Origin of the sequence: Thermobacillus sp. ZCTH02-B1 (genome assembly GCF_002159085.1) — a bacterium.
Taxonomy (GTDB): domain Bacteria; phylum Bacillota; class Bacilli; order Paenibacillales; family Paenibacillaceae; genus Thermobacillus.
In genome coordinates, this window is record NZ_LZRU01000021.1 from 1 (window position 1) to 23,295 (window position 23,295).

General features: G+C 66.1%; 20 protein-coding genes, 1 tRNA gene and 1 pseudogene. 13 read left to right on the forward strand and 9 right to left on the reverse strand.

Going from position 1 to position 23,295, the window contains the following annotated elements:
• Positions 1-1,683 (forward strand): ATP-binding protein (locus tag A9Z00_RS09660; protein WP_367189391.1); only part of this gene is annotated, 1,683 nt, incomplete at its 5' end.
• Positions 1,684-1,827: 144 nt separating this feature from the next.
• On the opposite strand, the gene A9Z00_RS09665 is transcribed toward A9Z00_RS09660, so the two are convergent.
• Both A9Z00_RS09665 and A9Z00_RS09670 read right to left on the reverse strand, forming a co-directional pair.
• The gene (locus A9Z00_RS09665; RefSeq protein WP_296976439.1) at positions 1,828-2,871 is read right to left on the reverse strand and encodes a YkvI family membrane protein; all 1,044 of its coding nucleotides are present in this window, start codon (positions 2,869-2,871) and stop codon (positions 1,828-1,830) included.
• A 462-nt stretch (positions 2,872-3,333) separates the two neighbouring features.
• Entirely contained in the window at positions 3,334-4,065 is a 732-nt protein-coding gene (locus tag A9Z00_RS09670) for a hypothetical protein (protein WP_296976442.1), read from the reverse strand.
• A 150-nt stretch (positions 4,066-4,215) separates the two neighbouring features.
• Between A9Z00_RS09670 and A9Z00_RS09675 the strand changes: the two genes are divergently transcribed.
• The 3 genes from A9Z00_RS09675 (at position 4,216) to A9Z00_RS09685 (ending at position 5,547) form a co-directional block, all read left to right on the forward strand.
• The gene (locus A9Z00_RS09675; RefSeq protein WP_296976445.1) at positions 4,216-4,785 is read left to right on the forward strand and encodes a xanthine phosphoribosyltransferase; all 570 of its coding nucleotides are present in this window, start codon (positions 4,216-4,218) and stop codon (positions 4,783-4,785) included.
• 94 nt (positions 4,786-4,879) lie between these two features.
• Positions 4,880-5,218, forward strand: a complete 339-nt coding sequence (locus A9Z00_RS09680) for a hypothetical protein (protein ID WP_296976448.1) — start codon at positions 4,880-4,882, stop codon at positions 5,216-5,218.
• 113 nt (positions 5,219-5,331) lie between these two features.
• Positions 5,332-5,547, forward strand: a complete 216-nt coding sequence (locus A9Z00_RS09685; protein WP_296976449.1) for a hypothetical protein — start codon at positions 5,332-5,334, stop codon at positions 5,545-5,547.
• Positions 5,548-5,603: 56 nt separating this feature from the next.
• Here A9Z00_RS09685 and A9Z00_RS09690 read toward each other — a convergent pair.
• Positions 5,604-5,690, reverse strand: a tRNA-Leu gene (locus A9Z00_RS09690).
• Positions 5,691-5,801: 111 nt separating this feature from the next.
• The gene (locus A9Z00_RS09695) at positions 5,802-6,521 is read right to left on the reverse strand and encodes an N-acetylmuramoyl-L-alanine amidase family protein (RefSeq protein ID WP_296976452.1); all 720 of its coding nucleotides are present in this window, start codon (positions 6,519-6,521) and stop codon (positions 5,802-5,804) included.
• Between the two features lie 195 nt (positions 6,522-6,716).
• Between A9Z00_RS09695 and A9Z00_RS09700 the strand changes: the two genes are divergently transcribed.
• Entirely contained in the window at positions 6,717-7,013 is a 297-nt protein-coding gene (locus A9Z00_RS09700) for a YqzE family protein (protein WP_296976455.1), read from the forward strand.
• Between the two features lie 7 nt (positions 7,014-7,020).
• On the opposite strand, the gene A9Z00_RS09705 is transcribed toward A9Z00_RS09700, so the two are convergent.
• The 3 genes from A9Z00_RS09705 to A9Z00_RS09715 all read right to left on the reverse strand — a co-directional run bounded on the left by A9Z00_RS09705 (position 7,021) and on the right by A9Z00_RS09715 (position 10,923).
• Complete coding sequence (locus tag A9Z00_RS09705) at positions 7,021-7,917, reverse strand: hypothetical protein (protein ID WP_296976459.1); 897 nt, start codon at positions 7,915-7,917, stop codon at positions 7,021-7,023.
• A 145-nt stretch (positions 7,918-8,062) separates the two neighbouring features.
• Positions 8,063-9,112 carry a YqhG family protein gene (locus A9Z00_RS09710; protein ID WP_296976462.1) on the reverse strand — a complete coding sequence of 350 codons (1,050 nt, stop codon included), beginning with the start codon at positions 9,110-9,112 and terminating at the stop codon, positions 8,063-8,065.
• Positions 9,109-10,923: a DEAD/DEAH box helicase gene (locus A9Z00_RS09715; RefSeq protein ID WP_296976465.1), complete on the reverse strand. Its 1,815-nt coding sequence runs from the start codon at positions 10,921-10,923 to the stop codon at positions 9,109-9,111. The genes A9Z00_RS09710 and A9Z00_RS09715 overlap by 4 nt, the downstream gene beginning before the upstream one ends.
• Before the next feature lie 327 nt (positions 10,924-11,250).
• Between A9Z00_RS09715 and A9Z00_RS09720 the strand changes: the two genes are divergently transcribed.
• Together A9Z00_RS09720 and A9Z00_RS09725 are read left to right on the forward strand one after the other, a co-directional pair.
• Positions 11,251-13,848: an adenosylcobalamin-dependent ribonucleoside-diphosphate reductase gene (locus A9Z00_RS09720; RefSeq protein WP_296976468.1), complete on the forward strand. Its 2,598-nt coding sequence runs from the start codon at positions 11,251-11,253 to the stop codon at positions 13,846-13,848.
• 193 nt (positions 13,849-14,041) lie between these two features.
• Positions 14,042-14,893: a VOC family protein gene (locus tag A9Z00_RS09725; RefSeq protein WP_296976473.1), complete on the forward strand. Its 852-nt coding sequence runs from the start codon at positions 14,042-14,044 to the stop codon at positions 14,891-14,893.
• Positions 14,894-15,194: 301 nt separating this feature from the next.
• Here the strand turns inward: A9Z00_RS09725 and A9Z00_RS09730 are convergent, their stop codons facing one another.
• Positions 15,195-15,506 carry a hypothetical protein gene (locus A9Z00_RS09730; RefSeq protein WP_296976475.1) on the reverse strand — a complete coding sequence of 104 codons (312 nt, stop codon included), beginning with the start codon at positions 15,504-15,506 and terminating at the stop codon, positions 15,195-15,197.
• Between the two features lie 13 nt (positions 15,507-15,519).
• Here A9Z00_RS09730 and A9Z00_RS09735 point away from each other — a divergent pair, with 13 nt between their 5' ends.
• Positions 15,520-16,098, forward strand: a complete 579-nt coding sequence (locus A9Z00_RS09735; RefSeq protein ID WP_296976477.1) for a hypothetical protein — start codon at positions 15,520-15,522, stop codon at positions 16,096-16,098.
• Positions 16,099-16,243: 145 nt separating this feature from the next.
• On the opposite strand, the gene A9Z00_RS09740 is transcribed toward A9Z00_RS09735, so the two are convergent.
• Positions 16,244-17,011 carry a 3'-5' exonuclease gene (locus A9Z00_RS09740; RefSeq protein WP_296976480.1) on the reverse strand — a complete coding sequence of 256 codons (768 nt, stop codon included), beginning with the start codon at positions 17,009-17,011 and terminating at the stop codon, positions 16,244-16,246.
• 431 nt (positions 17,012-17,442) lie between these two features.
• Here A9Z00_RS09740 and A9Z00_RS09745 point away from each other — a divergent pair, with 431 nt between their 5' ends.
• From A9Z00_RS09745 to A9Z00_RS09760, 5 genes and pseudogenes are all read left to right on the forward strand, one after another.
• Positions 17,443-19,929, forward strand: a complete 2,487-nt coding sequence (locus A9Z00_RS09745) for an Ig-like domain-containing protein (RefSeq protein WP_296976482.1) — start codon at positions 17,443-17,445, stop codon at positions 19,927-19,929.
• A 118-nt stretch (positions 19,930-20,047) separates the two neighbouring features.
• On the forward strand, positions 20,048-20,248 hold the full coding sequence (locus A9Z00_RS09750) for a hypothetical protein (protein ID WP_296976485.1): 201 nt from the start codon (positions 20,048-20,050) through the stop codon (positions 20,246-20,248).
• A 220-nt stretch (positions 20,249-20,468) separates the two neighbouring features.
• A pseudogene (locus A9Z00_RS15820) lies at positions 20,469-20,597 on the forward strand (exonuclease domain-containing protein); the annotation flags it as partial.
• A 469-nt stretch (positions 20,598-21,066) separates the two neighbouring features.
• The gene (locus A9Z00_RS09755) at positions 21,067-22,368 is read left to right on the forward strand and encodes a multi antimicrobial extrusion protein MatE (protein ID WP_296976488.1); all 1,302 of its coding nucleotides are present in this window, start codon (positions 21,067-21,069) and stop codon (positions 22,366-22,368) included.
• A gap of 144 nt (positions 22,369-22,512) precedes the next feature.
• Positions 22,513-23,250, forward strand: a complete 738-nt coding sequence (locus A9Z00_RS09760; RefSeq protein WP_296976490.1) for an HAD family hydrolase — start codon at positions 22,513-22,515, stop codon at positions 23,248-23,250.
• Positions 23,251-23,295: the final 45 nt, after the last annotated feature.

Consider the following 23,295-nt stretch of genomic DNA (forward strand, 5'->3'; position numbering starts at 1 on the left):
GGCCTGGACGGCGTCGCGGCCTGGGCGGCCGGCGCCGTCGGCGCGGCGCTTGCCGCTCTCGCCGCGCCGGCGATTGTGCGGCGCGGCTTCGGACGCGGGCGCGCCGCCGGGCCGCAAGCGGAGGCGGAGCTTGCGGCCGCGCGGCAGCTCCACGCGCTCGGGCAGCGCGCGGTTGACGCGCTCGGGGCGCTGCTCAGGCGGCCGCAGGCGTCGGCCGCTCCGTTCGCGCCCCCGGCGCACGGCGCGCTGCCGGACGAGGCGCAGCTCGCCGCAGCGGCCGCGGAGCGCGGCCGGCTGCATCGCGCGGTGCAGGCGCGTCTCGAAGCCCTGCGCGAGCGGAGCCTTGCGGCCGAACGCGCGCTCGAGCACGCCCGTCGGCTCGAGCGGATCCGCGCGCTGCGCGCGGAGCGCCGGGCGGAAGCGGAGGAGGCCGCCGCCCGGCTCGAGGCGCTGCGCGCCGAATGGCGGGGCTGGCTTGCGACGATCGGCCTGCCCGGCGGCCTGTCGCCCGAGGCGGCGCTCGAGACGCTCGATCGCCTCGAGCAGGCGGCAGGCCACCTTGCGGCCGTCGACCGCCTCGATGCGAAGCTGGCCGCCGCGGCGGAGCGGCTCGAGGCGCACCGCGCGGCGGTGCGCGGACTGTGCGCCGCCGACGAGGCGGCCGCGCGCCTCGCGGAAGACGATCCCGCCGCCGCGCTGGAACGGCTCCGCGCCGTCGTCCGCCGCGAGGCGGAGGCGGCGGCAGCGGCGGCCGCGCTCGAGGCGCGCATGCGGGAGCTCGCCTCCGGGCTGCGGGAGACGAACGAGCTGCTCGCCGCCCACGAGCAGGAGGCCCGCGCCTGGTTCGAGGCGGCGGGCGCGGCGGACGCAACGGAATACGAAAAGCTGCTGGCCGCCGCAAGCGAAGCGCGCCGGATCGACGAGGAACGGATCCGGATCGGCGTGGAGCTGGCATCGGGGCTGTCGGAAGAACAGCGGGCGCGGATGGAAGCGCTGCTCGAAAGCCATGACGGGGACGCGCTGCGGAACCTTGCGGAAGCGAGGGAGGAGGCATGCCGTGCGGCGGAAGAGGAGCGGGCGAGCCTGCTCGAGCGGCGCGGCAGGCTGCGGGAGACGCTGGAGCGGCTGGCGGCGGAGGATGCGCGCCGCCCGCTCCTCGAGGAGCGCGAAATGCTCGTCGCGCAGCTGGCGGATGACGCGGAGCGCTACGCGGAATTCGCCGTCGCGCTGGCGCTCATCCGCCGGACGCGCGAGACGTTCGAGCGGGAGCGCCAACCCGCCGTGCTCCGGCGCGCGTCGGCATACGCCTCGGTGCTGACGAACGGAAAGTACCGGCGCATCGCCGCGCCGTTCGGCCGGACGTCGATCGAACTGGAAGCGGCGGAGGACGGCCGCATGATCGACGCCGCTTTTCTCAGCCGCGGCGCCGCCGAGCAGATCTATCTGGCCATCCGGCTCGCCCTGGCCGACGAGGTCGAGACGGACGAGCCGCTGCCGATGCTGCTGGACGATCTGTTCGTCAACTTCGATGACGCGCGCCTCGAAGCGGCCGCCGGACTCATCACCCGCATCGTCCGGGAACGGCGCCGCCAGATCATTTTCCTGACGTGCCACGCGCATACGGCGGAGCGGCTCGCGGAGCGCATGCCGTTCGCGAAGCGCGTGCGGATCGGACAGCCGTGACGAACGGAAGCCCCGGGGACCGGGCATCACCGGCTTCCGCGCTTACAAGCGGATTTTCATTCGGTTCCGCAACGGGACGGGAAGACGGGACGCGGGAGCAGCTTGTTCCGATCGGCCGGGCCGAAAGCGGCGGGGCGTCCCGGATTACGTCCCCGAAACGGACCATTGCGGCCGTTGCATCATCCGGAGGAGCCATCCGAGGCTGAGGGCGCCGAACAGCGGATAGAGCGTCGAGAGCAGCGGACCGAAGCCGATCTGGCTTCCCGCCCAGCAGACGGCGAGCAGGCCGGCGGTGACCGCCCGTTCCGGCCAGCCGAACCGGGAACTGAGCTGCAGCGTGAGGCCGTAAATGTCGCACATCAGCGTCGTGAAGATCTCCGCGAAGATCAGGAAAAGGTAGATCCAGTGCAGCGCTGCGCCGAGCTCGCGGGCGATGCCGCCCATCGGAATCTCGAACTGGGCGATGCCCGGCATCCGGGAGGCCAGCGCGATGTGGCCGACGAGCAGCATCGCGCCGATTCCGATGCCGCCGAGCCAGGCGCCCGCGATGATCGTGCGCCGGTCGCCCACGCGGCTGCCGACCGGCACGAGCACCGCCTGCGCCATCGACAGGTTGAAAGCCGCGTACAGCAGCGGGGACGCCCAGGCGGCAAGCCGCGGTGCGTCGGTGTGCAACGTCAGCCACCGGTCCGCTCCCGGACCGTGCGCGGTCGTCCACAGAATGATGAGCGTGAAGACGAGCATCGCCGGCACGACGATCGAGTTGACGGCCAGCACCGCGCCCATGCCCCGCCTGAGCAGGAGGAAGACGAGGAAGACGGTGACGAGCAGCCCGGTCTGGTAGGAAATGCCGAAGTGCTCCCTGAAAATGGCCCCCGCGCCGGCCAGCATCACCGCGTTGACGCCGACCAGCACGACGAGCATGAAGCGGCTGGCCAACGTTCCCCAGCGTTCGCCGAACAACGCCTGGTTGAGGTTCTCGTAGGAGCGCGCGCGGATGCGGGCGGCCGCCAGCATCATCCGGGCGCCGATCCAGACGAACAGGGCGGACGCGAACAGGATGCCCGCCGTTCCCCAGGCGCCGAATCGGGTAAAAAACTGCAGCACTTCCTGGCCCGTGGCGAAACCGGCGCCGACGACGGTGCCGATGAACGTGAAGGCGATCTGAATGGCTTGGATCGGTTTCATGCGGAAGCCCCCGTCCGCGGATGAATTGCGGCAACCGCGCGGTGAGGCGCCCGTCCGGCGTCCGGCGCGGGTCAGCCGGCCGGTGTCCGCGGAACAACCGGCAGAACGCTTCGGACAACCGGAAGCAGGCCGAACGGCCGGCCGGCGGACGCACGTCGGGCAGACGGCGCTGCGCCGCGGGCGGAAGCGGGTCGGAAGCGCGGGCTTCGCCGCCGGACCGGCGGGCCGCCGGCCGGGAAATACCGCCGCTTCCGGACCGGCGTCCGGCGGGCGGCAAGATCGCATGGGGAGGCAATGCCGGCAAGGCCCACCGTCCCGCTCCCGCCCGCATCGGTTGCCGCCTCCTCATGTGTATGCGCGCGGAGGGACGGGCATGACAAGCCCGCGCCCGCGACAGACGAAAAAAAACTCCCGCTGCGACGGATCGCACGCGGGAGTTTTCTTCCGAATCGGAATCACGGTTCATGGTTCCCCGAACAGGATGATCGACGCAATCCGCTTCGTCTCCGGATCGATGTCGAATTTGAGCGAGACGTCGTCCCTCCGGTACAAGAGCACCGTGTCCGACGCCTGGTCCGGTTCGCCGAGCGCCGCGATCGCCTCGTCCGCCGCGTCGCCGACCGCGAGATCGCCGATGCCGGCCGACACGCCTTCGCCGTCGATCGCAAGATATCGCACGCGGCCGTCGGAGCCGATGCCGACCGCAAAGCCTTCATATTCCAGCACCGTGACCGGCGGATCGTACAGCCGGTAGATGTCGGACGGTTCGCCGAAGCGTTCCTTCGCCTCCGCTTCGGATGCCCCGACGGACAAGCCCAGCAGCGCGGGCGGATCGGTGAACCAACCGCCGTCCTCCGCCGGGCGGGCATCGGGGGGATCGCCGGCGGCGGTGGGCTCCACGCCGGAGCCGCCGGTGCCGTCGGCCGCAGATGCCGCGCCGCCGGTCCCGCCGATCGGGGACTTCGCGCCGTCCGATTCCCGCGGCGTCTGCGCGGCCTTATCCGGCTGTCCGGTCTCCGTCCGGTCCGAACCGCCGGACGGATCCTCCGCGGCGGCTCCGGACGGGCGCTCCGTCCGGTCGGACGCGCCCTGGCCGCCGCATCCGGCGAGGACGGAAGCGGACGCAATGCACAGCGTCAGCAGCGCCGCCGATTTTGCGAGCATACGGATCCGGCCGTTGCGCATGGCACTCAACACCTTTCCCCATCCTGTACATATAGACGCGGAATACTCGGAGAAAGTTTCATCCCGACAGGCGGTGCGCGCGCGATTCTGTTGCAAAACCTTCAATCCGTATGATAATTTTATTGACATAAATCTTACGGACAGAAGGAATGGGTTGCCATGGAGCTGCTGAAGCGACGGATCCTCGAAGAAGCTTCCGTTCTGTCTGCAGACGTGCTCAAGCTGGACCGGCTGCTCAACCATCAGGTCGATACGGCGCTCGCGATGGAGATGGGGCGCGAGTTCGCGCGCCGCTTCGGGGGCGAACGCATCACGAAGGTGATCACGATCGAATCGTCCGGCATCCCGATCGCGTTCGCAACGGCCTACACGCTGGGCGTGCCGCTCGTGTTCGCGCGGCGCAGGAAGACGTTGCTCGCCGAACCGGATGCCTGGACCGAGCGGGTCCCCGCGTTCACGAAGGGCATCGTGACGGATCTGGTGGTCTCGCGGCATCTGCTTTCACCGGACGATACGCTGCTCTATATCGATGACATCATCGCGAACGGCGACGCGGCGAGGGGGCTCATCCGCATCATCGGGCAATCGGGTGCGAAGCTGGCGGGGGTCGGCATCGCGGTCGAGAAGACGTTCCAGTCCGGCGGCCGGCTGCTCCGCGAGCGGGGCATCCGCGTCGAGTCGCTCGTTCGCATCGCCTCGCTGGCGGACGGAAAGATCGCGTTCGAGTGACGCAAGTTGGCAAGCCGTGCGTTCCGGCCGTCCCTTTTCCTCCCGGACGAATTATTTTATAATAGACGAAAGCGAGCGAAGGGAGGCGAAGGATATGGAGAAGCTGGAGCTGCCCGTGTCATTCTTCAGATCGAAGCTGTCCGAAGCCAAGACGCATTTTGAACGCGCCCTTGACTGCAAGCACACGGAATTCGACGATCTGTATCCGTACATGATCGAGCATCCGCAGTTTTTCTGGTACAAGCGCTATGTCGCCTGGTCGGAACTGCTGACGATCGTGAAGCTGTGCGAGGAGCTCGGCATCCCGTGGCGTGAGGCTTTCACCGAACGGCAGGCCGGTTACATCGAGAAACGCGTCATGTCCTCCCGGGTGCTTGACGAATGGTACGAGACGAACGAATCGCCCGAGCATGTCGGGCATCAGCCGGAATGATCGGATTTTCAAGGGTCTTGTCATAGGATGGGAACCAGCGTCGGACCGAAGCGGTGCCTCAACCGCCGAGGTCCTTCTTTGTAACCGTGACCGGATGAAGGAGATGGTGGACCGTGATGACGGATGAAGAACTGGACGCCTGGCGCATCGCCGGCACAACGGTGAGAATCGTGCGCGACGCGCTGGAGGAGAACGATGTGATCGGCCTTGTCGTCGCCTGGGACGACAAGGACGTCTTGATCCGCAAGCCGAACCGCAGGGTCGTGAAGGTGAGCCGCAGCTACCGGATCCAGCCGGCGGATGAACCGCGCCTTGACCCGCTGGCCTGAAGCGCCCGTCCGCGCAGCAGAAAAGCTCCGGATTTCCGGAGCTTTCTTCGTGCATATGGTGCGGTCGAGAGGACTTGAACCTCCACGGTATTGCTACCACCAGAACCTGAATCTGGCGCGTCTGCCAATTCCGCCACGACCGCGCATCTCACAGGGGACTGACGATGTACATCTTAGCATGCGCAGGCAGGGCAAGTCAAGCGGGCGCGCAAAGTTCAAATTTTCAGTCAAAAAAGGACCGCGGGGAAGAGGGTTCATCCTGCGGTCCACAAATATTGCCGGATGCCGGACGCAACCGCCTCGGCGAGCCGCTGCTGCCACCTCGGATCGGTCAGCTTCGCGCGATCGGACGGGTTGCTCAGGAATCCCAGCTCGACGATGACCGACGGGAGTTTCACGGCGTTCAGCAGATAGTACGGCTTGCCGGTTTTCGGAATCCGGCGTACGCCGTATTCCCGATTCAGCGCGTCCTGGAGAAAAAAGGCCAGCAAAGCGCTTCTTCCTTCGTCCTGGTGCAGCACGAGCGGACCCCGGGCGGCGGGCGAGCGGGACCAGTTCACGTGCAGGCTGACGAGCAGCCGCACGTCGATCGTCTCCGCAAGTCCCCGGCGCTGCGACAGGTCCCGCCGGTGACGCGAGCGCGTCATGTGCCACCGGTTCTCGTCGCTCAGCGCGTAGTCGCCGGTCCGGTTCAGCACCGCGGGGATGCCCTTGCTGCGCAGCACGAGGTAGAGGCGCTTTGCCACCTGCAGGTTGATGTCCTTCTCGAGCACGCCGCCGTAATGGGCGCCGCCGTCGATGCCGCCGTGGCCGACGTCGATCAGCACGACGGCCGTCGGCAGCGCACGCTCGTAGCGCGGCGGGTCGGCCGCGGCAGGCAGCGGGGATGAGAAGGCCGCGGACGGCGCCGCCAGCCACAGGGCCAGCGCCGCGGCGGCCCACCATGCCGGGCGGCGAAACGCCGTAGGTCGCATGGGTTCGGTCAACCTCCGGTACGATCAGGTTGCGGATGCGGGATAGTGTTGCCGGACCGGGTGCCGGCTTATGCGGGATCCGGGCGGGCGGGTTTGGACCGCGCAGGGTCCGGCCATAATGAACATGTAACGGCAAGGCGCCTTGTCCGTCGCCGACCCGAATCAAGCCACAACCTGCAATCCGGAGGGAGTCCGATGGCGAAAGAGGGGAAGGAATACGTCGCGTTCGTGGCGGACCGGTTCATCCGCTATATCGAGACGCCGGCGGCCGAGCGCCGGCGCCTGCGCCGGGAGGCGCGCAGAAGCCGCGAGCCGTTCCTCGCGCGCTGGTTCGGCTGGCCGCTGTACGGCTGGCTGATGCAGCGGCGCGCAAGGCGCATCTTCGGTCCGGCCGTCGCGGAGGAAGCGGCGGAAAGGGCCGGGGAGCCGGACGCGGAACGGGTTGCGGAACCGGCCGTGGAACGGGTTGCGGAACCGGCCGCGGAATCCTGAAGCGGTTTCAATCATACAGCCGGGCGACGGGTTCGAGGCAGGCCTTCGGGATGAAGCGGAGGCCGTCCTGATCGACGCCGATGTAACCGGTGCCGTCTTCCCATTCGTGCCAGGCGACAACCGGCAGCACGTACAGGAACGCGCCCCCGAACCGCTCGGCGACGAGCCTGAGCTCGGCGCCGCCGGCGAGCAGCGCGGCGATGTCCGCCCCGGCCCATTCGAGCGGTTGGCGCGTGATCCAGGGCAGGCGGCCGTAAGGGTCGAAGGGCGGCGACTCCGCGAGATGCGCGAGGCTTCCGGAAGGCCGCGCGCCTCCGGACAGCCGCTCTTCGAGGCAGGCGGCCGCTTCCGGTTCCTCGCCGTTCCAGAGGCGGTCGTCGGCCGGCAGCTCCTCGCCGGTCTTCGCGTCCAGGTAGAAGATGCCGTCGACGGTCTCGACCCGCCATGCCGCGCCGAGCGGATGGACATACCGGCGCTCGACGTCGATCCCGCCCGGCCGTTCCCCCTGCTGGTTTCCCTCCTCTCCGGCCAGTCCGAGCCGTTCGAGTCCTTCCCTGAGCCTTTCCGCCGAATAGAGCGGCGCCTCGCCGATCCCGTATTCGGTGAGGGCGAAACCGCCGCCCTTCAGCGCGTGCACGACCATGTATCCGACCGTATCTCCCTTGTCCTCGAAGCGCACGAGCCATCCGTGCGTGCCCGGGCCGAGCGGTTCGATCTTCGCCTTTGCGGCGGCGAACCGTTCGAATCCGGGCCGGGCGGCGAGCCCGTGCGCCCATTGGTCGATCTGTCGTTCGAGAAGCCGGCGCTCCGCCGGCTTGTCGGCGTGCTCGCCCTCCGCCGCGCAGGGCGCGGCCAGCGCCGCGGCCAGCAGGCAGGCGAGCAGGCTGATCATTTTGCGGTGCATCCTCGGCATCGCTCCTTCCCGTGTGTGTCACCGTGCGGACGCATAGCCATCATAGCGGACAAGCCCCAAGAAGGCTGTTGCAACGTGTCGCGCGCGTTCGTTCTATTTTTGCCGAGATGCGGGGAACGGGCCCGATTTCGGGGCCTTACGCGAGACCGGTGAGATGGAACAGCCCGGCGTTGACGATTTCCGCCGTGACGCGCGGTTTGAGCTGCCACCGGATCTCCTCCTTGCGCGCTTCGTACTGCGCGGCGATTTCCGCCTTTCGCTCGTCGTCGGCCGCTTCGATCAGCGGTTCGTAATAGTGGGCGAGCTGCGCGAGTTCCTCCTTGAGCCGCTCGTTCGCCGCGGCCGCCCAGCCGTAATCGCAGGCCCGGAGTTTGCGCATCAGCGCCTGCTCGATCAGATCGGCCGCCTTCCGGATCGACAGGGAGGCGCCGGTGATGTGCACGTTCGCAGGCAGGCGGGGGGTGAGCCTGAGCCCCTGCAACCGGTCGAAAAATTGCTCGACGACGGTTCCGGTGGCGAGCGAGACGCCGAAGGCGTGCATTTCCTCGCGCTTCAGGTCGCATACGAACCCCACCTTGACGTTGACGCCGAGCCAGGGCGTGCAGGGGTGGGAATCGTACGGGTGCAGCGCCCGCTCGTCCGGCTGCTGGAAAAGGCAGACGAACCGGCCGCCGCGCCGCGCCGCCGCGAAAATCTGCTCGAGCCGCCGCGAGCCGAAGTACAGATCGTCGCGCGGCGTCCGCACGCCGGGATTCATCGGCGCAAGGCCGAACGCGCGGCTCAAGACGGCCATGCCGGCCTGCTCCGGCGCGGCGTTCGCCTGCGCGGACGGCGCACCGTCGCCGGCGCCCGATTGGTCGCCCTTCGGCGCGTCCGCCGCATTCGCCGTCGCACCCGCCGCGCCGCCTTCCGTCCGGCCTTCGGTCCGCCCGCCTTGCGCCGCCGCGCTGTCCGCCCCGTTCATCGCGTCGTACTTCGCCGGATCCGTCACGAGCAGCAGCGTCATCGTCTCCGGCTCGATGCCGGTGCGGTCGACGAAGCTCCAGTAATAGGGACGGTTCGTCAGCTCGCGGTCTGCCGCGGGCGACAGTTTCACCTTGAAGTGGGCGGGCGATTTTTCGAGGATCGTGCAGCCGGTCGCCTCGAGATACCGCTCGACGAAGCGATGGATCTGCTTCGCGTTCATGGCCGCGCCTCCGCGGCGTCCGCGCCGTCCGGCACGACGGAGAAGACCGGCAGGACGCGGTCGAGCGAGGGTTTCGCCGGACGCTTCGCGTCCGCGCGCAGCCGGTTGATCGAACGGCCGAGGGCGTCGATGCCGCGCCGGATGTCGGCGTCGCCCTTCGCCTCGAGGACGAGGCGCGCCAGCCGCTGCTCCAGCGGCTGGTCCTCCCGCTCAAGCCGCCCGAGGATGTCGTCCAGCTCGCCGACGACCATCTCGAACAGGTTGATTTTCTCGTGCAGCAGGCGGAGGATGTGCTCTTCAATCGTGCCGGTCGTGTACAGGTTGTAGATGTTCACGTCGTTCGTCTGCCCGAGCCGGTGCACCCGCCCGATCCGCTGTTCGACGCGCATCGGGTTCCACGGCAGGTCGAAGTTGATCACGTGGTGGCAGAACTGCAGGTTGATGCCTTCGCCTCCCGCCTCGGTCGCGACGAGCACCCGGGCGCGGCCGCGGAACAGGTCCATCATCCAGTCCTTCTTGCCCCGGTTCATGCCGCCGCGGTACGGCACGGCGATGATGCCGTGCTGCTTCAGGAACTGGAGCAAATATTCCTGCGTCGCGCGATATTCGGTGAAGATGATCATCTTGCCGTCCGTCCCGCGGATCAGCTCGAGCGCCTTCTCCGCCTTCGAATTCGCGCGGACGCGCCGGATGCATTCGATCAGCTCCCAGAGCTTCGCGCGCAGCGGCGAATCTTCCGCGGTTTTCTTGAACAGGTTGAACAGCGTCAGAAATACGGCGTCCCGGCTGCTGCACACTTCGCGCTGCAGCGTGATGAGGGACAGCGCGCTCGCGAGATCCCGTCCGCCCTCGTCGTACCGCTGCCGGACGAAGCCGGTCACCGCGTCGTAGAGCGCCTTCTCCTCCGGCGACAGCCGGACTTCGATGTTGCGCACGAACCGCTTCGTGAAGCGGATGCCGCCGTCGCTGCGCCGGTTGCGGATCATGACGGCGGACAGCGCCTCCTGCAGCCGGTCCTCGTTCTTCGGCAGCCGCTTGTCCGCGACGAAGTTGGCGGAAAATTCACTTTGCCCTCCGAGCTGGCCGGGTTTGAGCAGCGTGATCAGGTTGTACAGCTCGTCCATGTCGTTCTGCACGGGCGTCGCGGTGAGGAGGAGGCAGTATTTTTTACGCAGCTGCTGGATGAACTGATAGTTCGACGTCTTCTTGTTCTTGAGCTTGTGCGCTTCGTCGACGATCAGCATGTCGTAGTCGCGGGAGAGCAGCAATTCACGGTGCGGCTCGCGCTTCGCGGTGTCGATCGAGGCGACGACGAAGTCAGCATGCCAGGAGTGCGCTTTTTTCTGCGCGATCGCCGGGATGCCGAATTTCTGGTTAAGCTCGCGCACCCACTGCAGCACGAGCGACGCGGGGACGAGGATCAGCGCCCGGCGGACGAGACCGCGCACGATGTATTCCTTCAGAATCAGTCCGGCTTCGATCGTCTTGCCGAGCCCGACTTCGTCGGCGAGAATCGCGCGGCCGCCCATTTCGGCCAGCACCTTGCGCGCCGTCGCGATCTGGTGCGGCATCGGCTCGAACGCCGCCGGCAGGCAGCGGAGCGCCTGCAGCTCGTCGAAGCTCGTCACCAGCTTCGCGCGTTCGGCTTCGACCGCGAGCTGAAAAAGCGTCCAGTCGTCCCACGGGCCGTTGCGTGCCGCGCGTTCCGCCAGCTCGTCGACCCAGGACCGGTCGAAGGAGAACTCCACGCTCGTGTGGGGCGTCTTGCCGGTTCCGGCCGCGGAGCGGTCCGTTCTCGGGATCGGATGCATCGCTGATCTTCCTCCGCTGGTGATGTTATCCGTTAGTATGGCCGTCCGGCGGTCGATTCATAAGGAGGGCATGCGCTTGGAGGGTGCGCGCCGGGGGCGGGAGATGCGACGAAAGCCCCCCCCCGGAACGGGCGGATGATGCAACGATTTGTATCAAAGCGGCATCGGAACGCCGGGCGTCGGAGGATACGTTTTGTTGCCGAAAATGGGACTTGGAATACTATATGTTGTGGTGTAAAATGGGTTGCGAACTCTATATATTGTGTACATGCCGCGAATCCGGTCCGATGCCGCAAACGGCAAATCCTTTGCTTGGAGGAGCAGCGAATGAAAGTGACGAAGGGCAGCAAGCTGGAAGGCTTGAGCGAAAAGATTTTTCTGGATCGCTATGCGTGGAAGAATCCCGATCCGTCCGGCGCGAAGGTCGGCGACGTCGTGCTCGTGCTGACGAAGGACGATCCGAAGTTTCCGGCGAAGGAAGTCGGGGAAGTGATCGCGCGCCAGGGGAGCCGCGTAACCGTGCGGACGCGCGCCGGCCAGATCGTCGAGACGGAAATCGAGAAGCTGACGCTGACGATCGAGAAGACGCCGGAGGAAATGTGGAACCGGCTCGCGAAGGCGATGGCGTCGGTGGAGGATACGCCCGAGAAGCGGAAGCTGTGGGAGGAGCGGTTCCGTTACATCCTGGACGACTGGAAGCTCGTGCCGGGCGGCCGGATTGCGGCCGGCGCGGGGACAAGCGATGAGCTGACGCTGTTCAACTGCTACGTCATCCCTTCGCCGAAGGACAGCCGGGGCGGCATCATGAAGACGCTGACCGAGATGACGGAGATCATGGCGCGGGGCGGCGGCGTCGGCATCAACCTGTCCAGCCTGCGGCCGCGGCGCGCGGTCGTGGCGGGCGTGAACGGCTCGTCGAGCGGCGCCGTCTCCTGGGGCGGCCTGTTCAGCTACACGACCGGCCTGATCGAGCAGGGCGGCAGCCGGCGCGGCGCGCTCATGCTCATGATGAACGACTGGCATCCGGACCTCCTGGACTTTATTACGGTGAAGCAGACGATGGGGCAGCTCACGAACGCGAACCTGTCGGTCTGCATCAGCAACGCGTTCATGAAAGCCGTGAAGGAGGACCTGGACTGGGAGCTCGTCTTCCCGGACACGCGCGACCCCGATTACGACGAGGTGTGGGACGGCGACCTGCAGAAATGGCGTTCCCTCGGCAAGAAGGTCGTGCTCTACCGGACGCTCAAGGCGCGCGACATCTGGCACACGATCATCGAATCGGCCTGGAAGTCGGCCGAGCCGGGCGTCGTGTTCATGGAATATTACAATCAGATGTCCAACAGCTGGTACTTCAACCCGATCATCTGCACGAATCCGTGCGGCGAGCAGGGGCTGCCGGCGTGGGGCGTCTGCAACCTGTCGGCGATCAACCTGTCGAAGTTCTATGACGAGGAAAAGGACGACGTCGACTGGGACGAGCTCGCGAAGGTGACGCGCTGGTCGGTCCGCTTCCTCGACAACGTCATCGACAAGACGCCGTACCATTTCAAGGAGAACGAGCGGAACCAGAAGCGCGAGCGCCGCATCGGCCTCGGCACGATGGGGCTTGCGGAGCTCATGATCCGGCTGAAGATCCGCTACGGCAGCCCGGAATCGCTGGAGTTCCTCGACAAGCTCTACGGCTTCATCGCGCGCGAGGCGTACCTGGCCTCGACGGAGATCGCCGCGGAGAAGGGCTCGTTCGAGGCGTTCGACTGCGAGAAGTTCCTGCAGAGCGGCTTCATGCGCCACATGGTCAGCGTCTATCCGGAGGTGGGCGAGGCGATCCGGAAGCGCGGCATGCGCAATGTCACCGTCCTCACGCAGGCGCCGACGGGCAGCACGGGGACGATGGTCGGGACGTCAACGGGCATCGAACCGTACTACGCCTTCGAATATTATCGGCAAAGCCGGCTCGGACTCGACAAGCAGTATGTGCCGATCGCCAAGGAATGGATGGACGCGCATCCGGGCGAGGAGCTGCCGGACTATTTCGTGACGGCGATGGACCTGACCGCGGAGGACCACATCCGCGTGCAGGCGGCGATCCAGCGCTGGGTCGACAGCTCGATCTCGAAGACGGCGAACGCGCCGCATGATTTCACGATCGAGGAGACGAAGAAGCTGTACGAGCTCGCGTTCGAGCTTGGCTGCAAGGGCGTTACGATCTACCGCGACGGCAGCCGCGACACGCAGGTGCTCTCGACGGCGAAGGACGACAAGAAGGACGCGGAGGCGAAGAATGAATCCGCCGCGGCTTCGCCGGCGGGCGACGCGGAGGCGATCGGCAAGCTCAACGCCGCGCTCAACGCGAACGTCTCGAAGCAGGAAGAGCAGGAGTTCGACCGGCAGTACAAGCGCCGTCCGCAGGTGCTGCGCGGGGCGACGTACAAGCTGAACACGCCGCTCGGCGTCGCGTACATCACGATCAACGACATCGACGGCACGCCGGGCGAAATCTTCCTCAACGTCGGCAAGGCCGGCTCCGACGTGTTCGCGATGGCCGAGGCGCTCGGCCGCGTCTGCTCGCTGTTCCTGCGCTACGGCGACCACGGCAACAAGGTGAAGCTGCTGATCAAGCACCTGAAGGGAATCGGCGGCAGCGGCGCGATCGGCTTCGGCGCGAACCGCGTCGAATCGATCGCCGACGCCGTCGCGAAGGCGCTCGAGATGCACGTTGCGGCGGGCAAGCCGTCCGCAGGCGAGGCGGCGACGGAAGTGCCGCCGATCGCGGCGGCCGCGGAACCGGCCGTCACGCTGCCCGGCGGCAAGGACGGTCCCGTCGAATCGCGCGACCTGTGCCCGTCCTGCGGCTCGGCTTCGCTGCTGAACATCGAAGGCTGCAAGACGTGCACGAACTGCGGCTACAGCCGTTGCGGGTGAAGCGGAAGGATCAGGCGGGGTTGAAAGGGCGACCTCCGGAAGACGGTTCGTTCGTCTCTCCGGACGGTCGCTTTCCTGTCTTTTTCTACTTTTATATATGGTCAGGCGGGACGCGGGTGCGGGTTTGACAAAAGGGGGTGCGCCGCGTATAATCACTTACAATATGTAAGTAACTTGATGCGGGGTGGGAACGTTGACCGGTTTTCATCGGGCGCCGTGCACCTATGTCGGCCGGGTAAATCTGAAGGTGTGCGATCTCGAACGCGCCCTCCGGTTCTACCGGGACGTGATCGGATTCCGGGTGCTGGCGCAAACCGGCAGCACCGCGTTGCTGACCGCGGACGGGAAGACGGTGCTGCTTGCGCTCGAGCGGCCGGACGATGTGGTTCCGAAGCAGGCCGGGACGACCGGGCTGTATCATGTTGCGTTGCTGCTGCCGAGCCGGACGGATCTTGCGCGGATCGTCAGGCATTTCGCCCGCATCGGGCTTCGGTTCGGCCATTCCGACCATCTGGTCAGCGAGGCGCTGTATCTGTCGGATCCGGACGGGAACGGGATCGAGATTTACCGGGACCGGGACCCGTCGGAATGGACCTGGAACAACGGCGAAGTGGAAATGGCCGTCGATCCGATCGACTTCCGCGATCTGTTGGCGGCGACGGAGGACAGACCCTGGGACGGGCTGCCCGCCGGCACGCTGATGGGCCACATTCATCTGCACGTGTCGGAGCTGGGGGCGGCCGAACGCTTCTATGTGGACGGGCTCGGCTTCGAAGTGGTGAACCGCTACGGTCCGCAGGCGCTGTTTCTGTCGACGGGCCGCTACCATCATCATATCGGCCTCAACACCTGGAACGGCGTGGGCGCGCCCCGGCCGGCCCGGAACAGCGTCGGCCTCCGGTCGTTCACGCTCGTCTATCCCGGCGAGACGGCGAGGACGCGCGCCGTGGAGCGGCTCCGGACCCTGGGCGTCGACGTGGAGGAGGAGGACGACATGTACGCGGCGGAAGATCCGTCGGGGAACCGGGTGCTGCTCGCGATTTGAAAGGCGGGGACGCGCGCAGGGCGTCGTGCGAGGGGGAACCGGCGCATCGGAAGCGGCGGCAAGGCCACCTTGGCCGTTCGTTCGGCACATGTTCGAACCTGTCCCCTTTGGTCAACGGAAAAGCTCTCCCCGTTCCGCCTCATGGCGAATCTATCCCCCTCGGTCAACAGGCTCGTCCTGGAGGGCGAAGGGGATCGGGTCTGAAAGCGTGTGGAGAGCGGCAAGCGGGAACGCATGCAGAAGATCAAGGGGGACAAAGATTGACATTGGCTTCCAAAGCGGTTGGACAAACCGGCGGGGCTCACGCCCCGCCGCTCATTTTCTCCAGTTCGGACGCGAGGCTGTCGAGCTGGAGATAGCTCTCCTTCACGTTGTTGATCCGTTCGTCCTGCGTGGTCATGCTGGCCGCCATTTCCTCGACGGCCGCCAGGTTCGATTCGGTCGCCTCCGCGATGAATCTGATGCGCTCGGCGATGTGCCGGTATTGCCGGAAGACGTCGTCGGACGAGGCCTGAACCCGGATCGACTGCTCCGCGAGGTGCTCCACGTCGCCGGCCAGCGCTCCGATCGTGTCGGCCATCCGTTTCGCGGCGTGATGGCTCTCGACGATCATCCGCTGGCCGAGATTGACCTATCCGGTTGCGTTCCTCGATCGCCTGTTCGCGCTGCCGGTCGGCCTCCCGCTGCAGCCCTTCGCTGAAGCGGGTGGACGCGATGAGCGGCACCGCGATCATGAACAGATAGAGCGTGATCGTGATCGGCGAGTTGTCCATGAACAATGCATTCCGGTACGGGCTGAGGAACAGATAGACGGTAAGCGCGAGGCCGAGCGCGCCGGTGAAGATGAGTGCGCGGAAATTGTTGTACAGGGTCATGACCGCCAGGTTCACGAAGACGAGGAAATAGGTCGTGATGATGGGATCGGTGACGGCAAGCATCAGCGTCAGACCGGTCATGATGACGGGAATGAAATACATGACAGATTCGGGGTACCAGCGCTTGTACGTCATGATCGTCGCCACGCCGCAGGAAATGACCCCGACAACCGCCAGCACGAGGATCGCCACGGGCGGCGCGTCCGTCAGGAAATCGACGATGATGCCGAGAATCAGCATGCCCCAGATGATGTTGACGAGCAGTTTGTTCCGTCTGTGCAGGGTTTCGGCTGCGTTCATGAATTCCATCCTTTCTTCATAGGAATTTAGGAATTTGGGAACATGACTGATTCCACATTACCATATCTGGCATGAATTGTGCAATGTAGTATGTAATAGATCTGTAAGGTAAGCGAGGCGAATACGCGCCGAACGAACGAAGCCGGTCCTCCCGGTCAGGGAGGCCGGCTTCCGGTCATTGCGGTTCGGATTGCCCCGCCTTGCGAAGCTCTTCCTCAAAATAGGCCCGAAGCTCTTCACGCTTTCGCTCGTTCGCCAGATCGATCTTGTTCTTCAGGAACTGCTCTTCGACCGTATCCCAATCCGGCTCGGCGCCGCGCATCCGCATGATGCGGATCGCGCTCTTCACCATCCGCCGCTCCTTCGCGTTCGTGAACGTGTCCCGGTATTGCCGCACCCGGTCGAGATCGAGCCGCGGATGGAGCGCCCGGAAAATCCCGGCCGTCATGATCGCGTCCTCCAGCGCCCGGTGGGCCTTCCCCCGGTTCGGGAGCCCGAGCATCTCGAGCGCCCGCTCGACGCTCACATCGCTTTTCAGGTCGTGAACGCGCAGGAAGCCCTTCAATAGATCGTAATAGCGGACGGAGAGCCAATACGAATCGTCCAGCTTGTGCATGCGCGTGTCGAGCACGATCCGCTTCAGATCCTCGCCGCCCCAGGTGACGAGCAGGTAGGAGTCCGGCGGTCCGAGCCAGCGGATGAACGATGCGATGACGGCGGGGAAGCGTCCGGCCCGGTCAATCTCCTCCTGGGTAATGCCGGTCTTCTCCCGGATGAACCGGTTCAGCTTCGGAAAATAGATCGGCCGGATCAGCGACGTGAACGTGCCGTTCTCGCGAAGTTCCCGATCCAGCCGGACGGCGCCGATCTCGATCACTTCCATCGGCAGGTCGCTCGCGAATTTGCGGCCGTTGAATTCGATGTCGAGAATGACGTAATGCATGGATCCCTCCGATGACCGTGAATGCCACGATTATTGTAGCATGTTCGGAACGCGGATGAAAAAAAGATCGGGCCCTGGAGCCCGATGTTCATGGAAACTTCCGACGGATAGCCCGTATTGACGCCGAGCAGACCGATCGTCGGCCTTCCGGCTTCTCCCGCAGGCGTCCGATTCATGGGCAGCTCTCCGGATGCATGTTCCCCATGGGGGACGGGAAAACGTTTTCGATTATTTCAAAAGTATATCAAAGATGTCCTCGTCCTCAATGACAGAAAACGACGGCAGACGACGACAGCTGCGGGATCGAAGCCCGTCCGTCTCCGCGTTTGAAACATTTTGTATCATCCAACGAAACAAATCGTATCCATCCGCGTCTTTCTATACGGAAATCCCGGATGTTTCCGGGCATGGATAAACCTGGAGGTGCTTCGATGCGAGGGTGGATGCGGACGCTGTTGTTGTGCGCGGTGATATCGCTGGTGGCGGGGCCTGCGGCCGGAACGGCGGCGGCCGACGGACGGACCGTGGAGGAGAAGTACCAATTTCTTGTCCGGAGAGGGATTTTCACCGGCTTCGCCGACGGCAGCGCGCGCCTCAACGAGACGATGACGCGCGAGCAATTCGCCGCCGTCCTGTTCCGCCTGTGGGAACTCGGCACGATCGAAACGCAGCCCACGTACGACGATGTGCTGAAGACGCGCTGGTCGTTCGACGAGATCGAGGCCGTGACCCGGGCGGGGCTGATGCGGGGGGTCGGCGTCCGACGGTTCGGGCCGACGCTCCCCGTGACGGTCGAGCAGCTCGCCGTCGTGCTCGTGCGCGGATACGGAGCGCAAGGAGAGGCGGCCAGCCGGGTGACGGGCGCCGTGTCGCCCTGGGCCGAGCGGGCCGTCGGCATCGCGCTGCGGAAAGGCTGGATCCCCGCGCAGCGCGACTATACGGTCCCCGCGCGGCGCAGCCTGCTCGTGGAAGCGGCGTACGCGGTCTATGCGGATTTGCATCCGGAGAGCCGGGACAGCGAGAAGCCGCGCATCGTCTCGTACGGCATCAATCCGGACGCGACCGTGACGCTGAAGTTCAGCGAGCCGCTGGACAAAGCCTCGGCTGTGAACCGGGCGAATTACACCTTCGATCAGGGGCTCGGCATCGTGTCCGTCACGCTGTCGCAGGACGGGCGTACCGTGACGATCGTGACGGAGCGGCAGAAGCCGAACACGGTCTACCGCCTGACGGTGCGCGGTGTGAAGGACCGGGCGGGCAACGTGATGGAGGAGCGGAGCGATCTCTATTTCGTATCGGTGGTCGACACGACGCCGCCGACGGTCGTGAAGGTCGTCTCGACGAAGAACACGGTCGAGCTGACGTTCAGCGAGAAGCTTGATCCGGATCACGTCGAGCAGGTTCATTATTACGTCATCGACGGCGGCCTCGGGATGCCGCTGCGCGCGGTGTACGACGAGAGCCGGCTGACCGTCAAGCTGTTCACGGCGGACCAGACGCCGGGCCAGCGGTACACGCTGCGCATCTTCGGCGTCCGCGACCTGGCGGGCAACCTCATCGCGCCCGATACGACCGTCGTGTTCGGCGGAGCGGGCCTCGCGCCGGCGGAATACGCGCTCGCGGACATCCGGGCGGTGAACGTGAACACGCTCGATCTGCTGTTCACGAAATCGATGAAAAACGTGAACCTGAGCGGCTTCAAGATCGCGATCCTGTCCGAGAACGGCGTTTCCTACGACATGTCCGGCGTCCAGTATTACGTCTACCGCAAACCGGGTGACGACCTGACGCTGACCGTGCAGTTCCGGACGCGAACCAATGCCAATCCCGGGCTGTTCCGCTCCGGACGCGTCTACGTCGCCGAGGTGACCGGCCTTCCGGGCATGCTCGCATCCGGCGGCGCGAACCGTCGTTCGTTTGCGGGCAATGGAGCGGCCAATCCGGCGCCCCGCGTCACGCATGTGTCGGTCGTGAACGCGACGGCGATCGTCGTCCATTTCAGCGAGCCGGTGCGCGGCGTGACGAATTCCGTCTTCCGCCTGACCGGACCGGACGGGAACACGATTCCGATCGTCTCGAACGACGCGGGCGGAACCGGCGCGATCGTCACGAGCGTCACGCTGCGGCTCGGCGCAAGCGTGAAAGCGGGAACCGTCTACACGCTGTCGTTCCGGTCCGGGGTCACGGACGCGCCGGGATGGAACGGCTGGAAGACGGAGGAAAACGGGCGTCCGTACACCGTCACCTTCGAGGGGGTCGAACCGGTCAACGCCGCCCCGCGCTTCGAAGCGGCGCACGCGGTCGACCGGCACACGATCGAGCTCCGGTTCACGGAACCGGTGAACGGCTCGGATCTGAACGTCTACCGGCTCCACGACGAGACGGACGGGCGCGAAGTGCCGATCGCGAAGGGCGAGTACGCCTACTACGCCGTGTCCGCGGACAGGCGCAGCGTGACGCTGCATCTGAACGCGACGAAGACCGGACCGCTGCGGTCCGACCATGTGTATAAGCTGTCCTATCGGGAGTCGGGCGGCAACTATATTGCCGACCTGGAGGGCAAGCGGCTCGATCCGTCCGACGGCGGGGGCGAGGTCCGTTTCTACGGCTCGGACCGGGTCAATCCCGCGCCGCGCATCCAGGCGGTCGAGGCGACCGCGAGGGAAGTGCGGGTCGTCTTCAGCGAGCCGGTGCTCGGCTTCTCCGGACAGGTCCATTACTTCGAGCTGGTGATCGGCGGCGTGTCGATCGTGCCGCTGAGCGGTTCGATCGAGGGCGAGGTCGTGACGCTGCGGATTGCGGAAACCCGGCAGGGCGCCGAAGGCTCGATCCGGATCTCGCCCGACGGCGTACAGGGGCTCTCCGACTACAACGGGCAGCCGCCGGAAACCGGGGCGGTCCGGTTCACGGTGCGCTAGGGCGGCGCGAAGGATTTTTCGGGATCATGGCGAATGTCTGTTTCGGAAGACGCCTCAAGCGTCGCGGCTCCGGACGGGACGGCCGTCCGGGGGCTTTCGCGGGAGGGGAGAGAAAGACATGAACAGACAACAGGCGGTGGACACGGCGAAAAGGTATTGCCGGGAAACCCGCAGAACGCATTATGTCGTCAAAACCGGTTCCGAAGAATACGCGGTGTGGGACCGGGACGAACTGGCGAAGGCGCTGGCGGAAGGCCGCTGCGACCGGGATGCGATCGTGTTCTGCATCCAGGGTGCCGCGGACGGGGAACCCGCCTGAATCGGCCGGCATCGGCCGGCTGACGGAATCCGGAAGCCGTCGGCCGGTCTTTTCGTGCCGGAACGGAGCAACGCAACGGATGATTTTTTAATGAGATTAAATATTTATACCGCAATTAATTTGCGCGGTTGGGGGGCGCGTGCGCATCCGCCGCGTGTCCGATGCCGGATACGAAGGGTCCGATCTCGTGGTCGGGCGGCTGCAAGAGCTATGCTGCTGCGTGTTCGACCCGGAGGGGACGGGGCCGGAGCCGGACCGCGACCGCGCCATCCAGATCGGCGCGGTGCGGCTCGATGCGGGCGGCCGTCCCGACGGCCGGACGTTCGTCACGCTGGTTCGGCCGCCGGTTCCGATTCCGGAGCCGATCGGGCGGTTGACCGGCATCCGGGATGAAGATGTCGCGGACGCGGCTGTTCGCCGCCTGCCGCGAGCGGGGGATCGAACGGATCCGGATCACGGAGCCGATGCGCGTGAAGAAGGCGCGGCTCCGGCCGCTCACGTGACGGGGCGGGATTCGTCCGGCCATGGATACGGGCTCGTTCGCGGGCGGATTCAACGGGTTCATGCATGCGCGGATGCGGCTGTGTTATGATGGGGCATGGGCATGAAGGACGGCCAACACAGGGAAAGGCGGATGCGGCATGAATCGGACAGAATCCGGAGGCCGTCCGGAGCATCGGGCGAATGGGAAACCGGATATGGCGGCCGGAGCGGGATGCGCGGCGGTCACCGCGGGTCGGGGGGCGACAGACGGCGCGAATGACGCAAGCCCCCCGGCGGTTCCGGGCGACGCGAAGGTTGCGACCGGCGCCGGAAGCGTGACGGCGGGCGCCATTTTCCGCTTCTTCGTGCCGCTGGGCCTGTCCGCGGGCCTCGTCTCGCTGTCGCACGTCATCATCAACGGCACGCTGGCGCGGGCGCCGGACCCCGAGTCGACGATCGCCGCATACACAATCGCGATGAGCATCTTCACGATCACGGAGCGGCCGGCCATATACCTGCGGCAGACCTGCTCCGCGCTTGCGGCCGACCGGACGGGGTTCCGCTCCGTGGCCGTCGTGATGGCGTACGTGCTCCTGTTCACGCTCGGCTTCGGCTCGCTGCTCTCGTACACGCCGGCCGGGCCGCTGGTGTTCGGGATGCTGTTCAACGCCGAAGCGGAGCTCGTCGGCGGCACGATCGCGAGCTACCGGATCCTGTTCCTCGTGACGGTGTTCTCGGCGATCCGCTGCCTGTTCCACGGCATCATCATCCGGAACATGCAGACGAAATGGCTGACGATCGGCATGGTCATCCGGCTGGTCGCGATGTACGGGCTGTCGCTCGCCTGGATTCACGCCGGGTGGACGATCGACGGCCGGACGGGCGCGGTCATTTTCCTGACCGGGATGTGCGTCGAAGCCGCCGTGAGCGCGTGGGAAGGCCGGCGCATCCTGAAGCTCATGCCCGAGCGGAGCGGGGAATCGCAGATCCGCCGGGCGCGCGACGTGATCCCGTTTTACCGGCCGCTCGTCGTCACGTCGTTCATTTCGGTCATGCTCGCGCCGTCGATCAACGCGATGCTCGGCAAGACGGCGGACATCGAGCTTGCGATCGCCTCCTATTCGGTCGCGCTCGGCGTGCTGAACCTCGTGAACAGTTTCTTTACCTACGTGCACCAGATCGTGCTGAATTTCCATCGTCTGGACGCGGCGGCCGTGCGGCGGTTCGTGCTCGCCGCGAATACGATCCCCGCCGCGCTGGTGGCGCTGCTGGCCTGGACGCCCGCTGGCAGGGCCGTGTTCGGCGCGATCGTCGGGGCGGAGGGGCAGCTTCTGGACGCGAGCATCGGGGTGCTGCGCGTGTTTCTGCTGTTCGCGCTCGTCTATCCCTGGGTCGATTATTGCAACGGGTTGGCGATGCTGCACAAGCAGACGCGCTTCATGATGGGGTCGCAGGCGGGGAATCTCGCGGCCACCGTCACGATGCTCGCCGTGCTGACCGCCGTCGTCCCCGAATGGAACGGGAAGGTCGGCGCACTCGCGCATTCCTGCGGCGTCGCGGCGGAGCTGACGGTGCTCGCACTGCTCATCCGCCGGTGGCGGCGAAGGCGGTCGAGCCGCGCGGAGGCTTCGGTCTGACGGACCGGATGGCGCGGGAGAGCAAACGCCTTCGCGCGCCGTCTTGTCCGGGCGCGCAAGCGCTTGCCGTCGATGTCCGGGCGGCGGTCAACCATGTGCAAGGTTGCAGGCAATCGAAACGGAGCTTCAGGGAGCGGAAACCGGATGACACGCGATAACGGTTGGCCGAAGGCCGTCTTTTTCGATCTGGACGATACGCTGTACGATCAAATGGAGCCGTTCCGGGCGGCGCTGGAGGCGTTCGGCGGCGCCGTCGTCGGGCTTGCGGCGGAGGAGCTGTACCGCCGTTTCCGTCACCACAGCGAAGCGCTCTGGGAGCCGTACCGCTCGGGGCGGATGACATTGGAGCGGATGCGGGTCGAGCGGATCCGGCGCGCGCTGGCGGATTGCGGGATCGAAGCGGAAGAGGCCGATTGCGCGAAGTTTCAGGAAAGGTATCAGGAAGGGCAGTACCGGATCCGGCTTCGGCCCGGTGCGGAGAGCTGCCTCGCCGAACTTGCGGAGGCGGGCTTTCTGCTCGGCGTCGTGACGAACGGGCCCGGCCCGCATCAGGCGAGGAAGATCGAGGCGCTCGGGATCGGGCGTTACATCCCGCGGGACCGCTGGTTCATCTCCGGCGAGATCGGCGCGGCGAAGCCCGATCCGGCGCTGTTCGCCCACGTGAACCGGGCGACGGGGACGCGGCCGGAACACTGCGCGCTGGTGGGCGACTCGCCGGAGAACGACGTCGGCGGCGCCGCGCGGGCGGGGTGGCGCGCCGTCTGGTTCAATCCCCGCGGAGGCACACCTCGCGGAGGCGCGGCCGGGCCGCTGCCGGAGGCGGACCTCCTGGCCGGGGATTTCCGCGATCTCGCGCGGCGCCTCATCGGGCTCATGGCGTAGATCCTACATTTGTCCATGTGCGTCTGGCAACCTTCCATGTCGGCG